This is a genomic window from Pantoea sp. BRR-3P, assembly GCF_039621635.1.
Classification (GTDB): Bacteria; Pseudomonadota; Gammaproteobacteria; order Enterobacterales; family Enterobacteriaceae; genus Pantoea; species Pantoea floridensis.
Genome location: NZ_CP155066.1, coordinates 4234733 through 4241285, shown reverse-complemented (window position 1 = coordinate 4241285; position 6553 = coordinate 4234733). Strand labels below are relative to the sequence as shown.

At 54.7% G+C, this 6553-nt stretch carries 6 protein-coding genes; 3 read left to right on the top strand and 3 right to left on the bottom strand.

From position 1 onward, the window contains the following. Positions 1–421: 421 nt before the first annotated feature. The gene (gene mntP / locus AAGR08_RS19595; protein WP_097095685.1) at positions 422–994 is read right to left on the bottom strand and encodes a manganese efflux pump MntP; all 573 of its coding nucleotides are present in this window, start codon (positions 992–994) and stop codon (positions 422–424) included. A gap of 284 nt (positions 995–1278) precedes the next feature. On the opposite strand from mntP, the gene AAGR08_RS19590 reads away from it, so the two are divergent. Further along, positions 1279–1518: a DUF1158 domain-containing protein gene (locus tag AAGR08_RS19590; protein WP_097097629.1), complete on the top strand. Its 240-nt coding sequence runs from the start codon at positions 1279–1281 to the stop codon at positions 1516–1518. 533 nt (positions 1519–2051) lie between these two features. Continuing rightward, complete coding sequence (mqo, locus tag AAGR08_RS19585) at positions 2052–3662, top strand: malate dehydrogenase (quinone) (protein WP_345827804.1); 1611 nt, start codon at positions 2052–2054, stop codon at positions 3660–3662. A gap of 76 nt (positions 3663–3738) precedes the next feature. On the opposite strand, the gene AAGR08_RS19580 is transcribed toward mqo, so the two are convergent. After that, positions 3739–4326 carry a LysE family translocator gene (locus AAGR08_RS19580; RefSeq protein WP_345827803.1) on the bottom strand — a complete coding sequence of 196 codons (588 nt, stop codon included), beginning with the start codon at positions 4324–4326 and terminating at the stop codon, positions 3739–3741. 136 nt (positions 4327–4462) lie between these two features. Here AAGR08_RS19580 and AAGR08_RS19575 point away from each other — a divergent pair, with 136 nt between their 5' ends. Beyond that, positions 4463–5953, top strand: a complete 1491-nt coding sequence (locus AAGR08_RS19575) for a PLP-dependent aminotransferase family protein (protein ID WP_345827801.1) — start codon at positions 4463–4465, stop codon at positions 5951–5953. Here the strand turns inward: AAGR08_RS19575 and AAGR08_RS19570 are convergent. Further along, complete coding sequence (locus AAGR08_RS19570; protein WP_097095682.1) at positions 5920–6543, bottom strand: glutathione S-transferase; 624 nt, start codon at positions 6541–6543, stop codon at positions 5920–5922. The genes AAGR08_RS19575 and AAGR08_RS19570 overlap by 34 nt on opposite strands. Positions 6544–6553: the final 10 nt, after the last annotated feature.

The following is a 6553-nucleotide window of genomic DNA, read 5'->3' as shown; positions in this document are numbered from 1 at the left end:
GCCAGATCGAAATGTGATGACTGAAGGGATAAATCAATGAATTAGGGAGAGAATTACGGCAGAAGTGGTGAGAGCGATAAGAAAACAGTTGATAACCACAGGTCGATCCCTGACCGCGATTATCGAGGGTATGCTGGGGAGATCTTAATTAAGCGCGCCCGGCGGTACGTGTTTGAAGGTTTCGACATAAGAACGGAACACGTAGCGGAAAAAGCGTTTCATAAGGCACCTGATTCAAAAATTGTTGAAGAAATACGCAAAAAGTATAACGTCTGAGCGTTTTTACCGCAATTTTTTTTGAAGTGGATCACAGAATGGGGGTTTATTGCGGGTTTGCGGTGGTCGCCATGAATGGCGCCACTACGGTAGGCGCAGGTGAAGTTGTAGGGTGTGCATTTATGCGCACCAGGCAGCTACAGGCTTAGCTGAACCAGCCCATGTGCTCGCTTAAAATGGTGCAGCCAATGCTGATCAGTACCACGCCACCGAGGACTTCAGCCCATTTGCCCATCACCGGACCAATAAAGCGTCCTACCAGCACGCCGGTGGTCGCCATCACGGTGGTCGCGGCGCCAATGGTAACGGCGGTCATAATGATATTAACCTGCAGAAACGCCAACCCAACACCGACCGCCAGCGCATCCAGGCTGGTGGCAACGGCAGTTAATGCCAGCACCATAAAACCGTGCCGCTGCGGCGCTTCGCAAGGCTCATCGGCCGTTTGACGGAAACCTTCCATGATCATACGACCGCCCAGTATGGTTAACAGGCCAAACGCTACCCAGTGATCCCACGCCATAACGTAGCGGCTGGCCGCGAGACCAATCGCCCAGCCAATCAGCGGCGTCAGCATTTCGATCACGCCAAAGATCAAGCCAGTACGCAGCGCTTCTTTAAAATTCGGGCGATGCAGCGATGCGCCTTTGCCCAGTGCTGCGGCGAAAGCGTCCATCGACATACCAAAGGCCAGAATCAGGGTTGCGATAAATGTCATGGGATTTCAATCAATGCCGCGGAACAGGCCCTAAAGCCGCTACTTCTCCGCATTTATTGTTCAGTAATGAAAAAGTGCGCGCAGTCTAACACGCTAAAACGCCAAAAAAAAGACAGTAAAATCAGGGATTTAAGTATAGCAAAGGCTATAACTCTTAACTTCCGCTATTTTTGTCGCTAAGTGAATGGAATAGAAGAAATTTCTTAGCGCGATCCGGCACGGGGATTGCACCGTAGCGCCCTTTTATGCGCTAATGCCGACGCTAACTGATTTGGAAGATGACCATGAATAACCCATTCGAAACGCTGATTATCCCGGGTGGCATTCTGCTGCTGGGCTTTCTCTCCGCTCTGCTGCTGCCCGCGCCCTCGTTTGGCATTGAGCTGGCAAAACGGCTGCAGGAAAGTTTGCATCTGATGGATGTTAATCAGCTGTATACGATTGTTTTTAGCCTGTGGTTTTTGCTGCTGGGTGCCATTGAGTTTTTCGTCATTCGTTTCCTGTGGCGACGTCGTTCGCGTTGATCGCTCTCCGCATGGTGATGCATTTTTCTTCTGCTGGAGTCGCCTCCTCATACCAAAATTCATCACCACAAAATTGTAACATTACTTTTACACGGACTGGCTAAATATTGAGCACCACAAATTCCGCATAAATAATCAATCCACCAAAAACAGATAAAAATCATTGGCTTAAATTGTGATACATGTCACTACACCTCTCCTTCCCCCATAACAACACTCACAAAGCCATAACATTCACATTACGATAAGCATCTGATTAAGAGATAAAAATCCCTTATGGCAGCGGGGTTGAGCTGATTAATTCTTATGCTGAATCATTTCCGCCTTTAAAAAATAAACAAACGTTTAATTCCGATACGAGAATGTTATATTCGAATGCATATGCATAACGTGCAGTTAACCGTTATCGTCCCTATGACTTATACCTGAGTCTTAACCTTTGAGAAGTAGCACCACGCGCTCGAAAGAAGCGCGGCTATTTCGCCTGCGAACCTGTTGAGCTTCAGGTCAACAGAGAGAGGAGATGTCGCCTCATGAGTACTACTGCGGTAAATCTGGCGCTCGCCGCCGCTGGCAAGGAAAGCGCACACCTTCAGGACCGAAAAGACGTCGACGTACTGCTGATTGGCGCAGGCGTGATGAGTGCGACCCTGGGCACATGGCTGCAGGATCTCGAGCCTGACTGGTCGATTGAGATGGTTGAACGTCTTGATGACGTTGCCGTTGAATCCTCTAATGGCTGGAACAATGCGGGAACCGGCCATGCCGCGCTGGCGGAGCTGAACTATACGCCGCAAAAGGCGGATGGCAGCATCGACATCGCTAAAGCGGTGGCGATTAACGAATCGTTCCAGATTTCGCGTCAGTTCTGGGCCTATCACGTTCAGAAAGGCAACCTGCGCAATCCTAAAAGCTTTATCCACAGTACGCCGCACATGAGTTTCGTCTGGGGCGACGATAACGTTGAATTCCTGCGCAAGCGCTTCAATGCGTTGCAAAAAAGTACGCTGTTCCGCGGCATGAGCTATTCAGAAGACCGCGATCAAATCACCCGCTGGATTCCGCTGGTGATGAACGGGCGTGACAGCAAGCAGAAAGTTGCCGCCACCTGGACCGAGATGGGCACCGATGTGAACTTCGGTGAAGTGACGCGTCAGCTGATTGCTGCTTTAGAGAAGAAAGCCAATTTCCGCCTGCGTCTGCGCCAGGAAGTGCGTGACATTAAGCGCCTGAGCGATGGCCGCTGGCAGGTCAGCCTGCATAATCTGGCCAGCGGAGAAAACCGTGTGCTGACTACGCGCCAGCTGTTTATTGGTGCGGGCGGTGCGGCGTTGCCGCTGCTGCAGAAATCCGGCATTCCCGAAGTGAAAGGCTACGCCGGCTTCCCGGTGGGCGGCTCTTTCCTCGTTACGGAAAATCCGGACGTGGTGAAACAGCACATGGCGAAGGTGTATGGCAAAGCCAGCGTCGGCGCACCGCCGATGTCGGTGCCGCACGTTGATACACGCGTGCTGGATGGCAAGCGGGTGCTGCTATTTGGCCCGTTCGCCACCTTCTCCACCAAATTCCTTAAGCAAGGTTCGCTGCTTGATATGTTCGGCGCGATGAATGGCAGCAACCTGAAACCGATGGTGCAGGTTGGCCTGAAGAGTTTCGACCTGGTGAAATATCTGGTTGATCAGGTGCTGCAAAGCGACAGCGATCGTATGGAAGCCTTGCGAGCTTACGTCCCGCAGGCGCAGCAGGAAGATTGGCGTTTGGTGACGGCAGGCCAGCGCGTGCAGATCATTAAAAATGACGAGAAAGAGGGCGGCGTGCTGCGTCTTGGCACCGAAGTGGTGACGTCTGAAGACGGTTCGATTTCGGCGTTGCTCGGCGCCTCACCTGGTGCATCAACCGCCGCACCGATTATGCTCGAGCTGATGGCGAAAGCCTTCCCGGAGCAGATGCGTTCACCGGAGTGGCAGACCAAAATCCGCATGGTGATCCCATCGTGGGGCCGCAAACTGAACGGCGATGTGGCGCTAACCGAGAAAGTGCTGGCCGACACCAGTCGCGTGCTGCAACTCGATTACGAACCCGTTGTTACACCGGATGCCGCCAACGATGAAGCGCGCGAAACGGCGCACGTGGTGGGGAAGTAATAAGGTGGTCTCAACCCAGGTCGCCATGAATGGCGACCCTACATTGTAGGGTGCGCATTCATGCGCACCGCAATCACTAGCTTAGCAGTACCGCGTCATACAGCATCCACGCCGTAGTTGCCACCAGCGATAACGCCATCAAACCGTTAAACGCCTGACGTTTCCACGCTACCTGCAGATGGCTGCGAAGGCGGTCGCCCAATGCAGCCCAAATCAAAATGCACGGCAGATTCAACGCTGCAAATCCCAATAATACGGTTAGCACGCCGTTGCTGTTGGCGTACATCAGCGCCACGTTCGTCACCATCAGCCAGGCTTTCGGATTCACCGCCTGAAAACAGATACCGCCCACTAGCGTCATCGGGCTCGGGCGTTCGCGCAACTCCGGCGCCCCGGCGCGGAATATCTTCCATGAGAGCCACAGCAGATAGCTGCATCCGACCACTGTCAGCGGCAGGCGAATCGCGCCCATCCAGTGCAGCAACACATCCAGCGCCATACTTGCCAGCAGCATCTGTATCGCACAGCCCAGCAGGATGCCAAACAGCATCGGCAGCGTGCGCCTGAAGCCAAAGTTGACGCCTGAGGTCGCCAGTAACAGATTGTTCGGTCCGGGCGTGATCGACATAACGGTGACGTAGCTGAAGAATGAGGGATCGAGCATGATGCGCTTCCTGATGAACCAATGTTGCATTTATGCTAATGCGGAGCGCGCGATGGAAACAGAGACACAAAACCACTATTGTAATGGATACAGTTGTCTTAAAACTGAATTGTACCCATCACGCGCGGAGGCTTTTGTGTCCCTTCCTCTTTCATCCGGCCAAACGCTGTATCAGCAGCTGGTCGATAGTTTTGCCGAGTCAATTCATCAGGGCACGTTAAAGCCGGGCAAACGACTGCCGGCGATCCGGCGCGTGGCACAATCACATCAGGTTAGTATCAATACGGTGTTAAACGCCTGGCAAATCCTGGAAGATCGCGGCCTGATCGAATCACGTCCGCAATCGGGTTATTACGTGCGCGGCGTGCTGCCCGCCGTGACGCGTCCGGTTAAACCGCTTGCGGCAAAAATTAATGACCCCAGCTCGCAAAAGCTGGCGCTGATTGAGCAGGTGTTCGCCGCGCAGAATAATCCGGAGTACACCAATATCTCGCTCGCCTGTCCGCAGGATGGCACCTTCTATCCGGCGGCGCGTATCGGACGCATTACCGCCTCCATTTTGCGGCAGAATCCCGACATTATCGGGCGCTACGCGCTTCCGCCTGGTAGTGAGCGCTTACGGGAGGAGATTGCGCGCCGCGCGCTGCATAACGGCATCAATCTGCCGCCGCAGGAGATCACCCTCACCCACGGCTGCATGGAAGCGCTGCAGCTGGCGCTGCGTGCAGTAACCAAGCCCGGCGACTGCATTGGTCTGGAATCGCCAACCTATTTCTTCCTGTTTCCGCTGCTGGCGTCGCTGGGGCTGAAGGCGCTGGAAATCCCCACCGATCCGCAGCAAGGTTTGTCGCTGGATGCACTGGAGATGCTGCTGCAGGAGAAACGCATTCAGGCAGTGATCGCCATGCCCGGCGCGCAGAACCCGCTGGGTTATGTGATGCCGCTGGAGCATAAAAAGCGCCTGGCGAAGTTAGTGAATACTTACCACGTTCCGCTGCTGGAAGACGGCTTGTACGACGAATTGCAATTTGAGTGGCCGCTATCGCCGCCGGTGAAGGCCTTTGATAGCGACGGCTGGGTGATTTACTGCACCAGCTTTACCAAAACCGTGGCACCCGATTTTCGTATCGGCTGGACGGCCGCCGGCCGCTTTCATGAACGCATCGCCCAGCTTAAGGCGGTGTCCTCCATGGCAGAATCACGCCTGTTGAGCGAAACGCTGGCCGAGTTTCTTGCCAGCGGCGGTTACGATCATCATCTGCGCACGCTGCGGCGGCGCTATGCCGCAAATCTCGATGCCGCGCGCGGGATGCTGGCGCGCCACTTCCCACAGGGCACGCGCGCTACCCTGCCGCGCGGCGGATTTGTCTTTTGGGTAGAACTGCCGGGCAAAGTCGATACCGTGGAGATGTTTCATCGTCTGCTGCAAGAGCAAATCTGTGTAACGCCGGGAGCGCTCTACTCGCTGAGCAATCGCTATACGCACGCGTTGCGCCTCTCCTGCTGCTATTCGTTTGATGAGCGTTATACGTGGGCATTGCAGCGCACCGGCGCGCTGGCCTGCGAAATGACAGGCCTCGCGCCGGGGCAGGATCAGGGCTTGCCGTTGCGGCCCCAGGTGGTGTAAGGCTCACGCTCGGTCAGGCGCTCGTAATACGTTTGTACCGCCGGGAAGGGAGGATGCTCAAGCGGTGTTTCATACCAGCGATTCACCGCTAATCCCACGGGAATGTCTGCCAGCGAGAAATTACGGCCTGCGACGTAGCGCCCGGTTTTTTCCAAATGCGCGTTGAGAATGTTCATGGTGTGCGTCCAGCCTTTGACGGCCGCCGCCAGCAGTCGTGGATCCTGATGTGCTGGCGAGTTGCGCACCAGCGACATAAATGCATAGCGCCAGGAGGTATTCAGCTCGGTGGCTTGCCAATCCATCCACTGATCGACCGGCGCACGGGCGCGCGGATTCTCTGGGTAGAGCCATTCGCCGCCGTTGCTATTAGCCAGATAGCGCAAAATAGTGTTGGATTCCCACAGCACGAAATCGTCCTCGATAATCACCGGGACCATTGCATTGGGATTGAGTGCCATAAACTCGGGCGAGTGCAGCGATTGCGGATCGTCGCCCCAGGGTTCAGATTCATACGCGATATCCAGTTCTTCGCACAGCCACAGAACTTTTCGCACGTTAATAGACGAAGTACGGCCAAGCACTTTTAACATTGCAGTCTCC